Raw genomic sequence first — 276 nt, 5'->3', positions numbered from 1 at the left:
ACCTGACCACCTGTGTCGGTTTGGGGTACGATTTTGTGTTACCTGATGCTTAGAGGCTTTTCCTGGAAGCAGGGCATTTGTTACTTCAGCACCGTAGTGCCTCGTCATCACACCTCAGCGTTAATAAACGACCGGATTTACCTAATCGTTCCGCCTACATGCTTAAACCGGGACAACCGTCGCCCGGCCAACATAGCCTTCTCCGTCCCCCCTTCGCAGTAACACCAAGTACAGGAATATTAACCTGTTTCCCATCGACTACGCCTTTCGGCCTCG

General features: G+C 51.8%; 1 rRNA gene. It reads right to left on the bottom strand.

What is annotated here, in order from left to right:
• Positions 1-276, bottom strand: a 23S ribosomal RNA gene (locus NNO04_RS22685); the annotation flags it as partial.

The organism is Citrobacter sp. Awk 4, from assembly GCF_028069725.1.
In the GTDB taxonomy this organism is placed as follows: Bacteria; Pseudomonadota; Gammaproteobacteria; order Enterobacterales; family Enterobacteriaceae; genus Citrobacter_D.
This window is presented reverse-complemented; position numbering and strand designations above follow the sequence as displayed.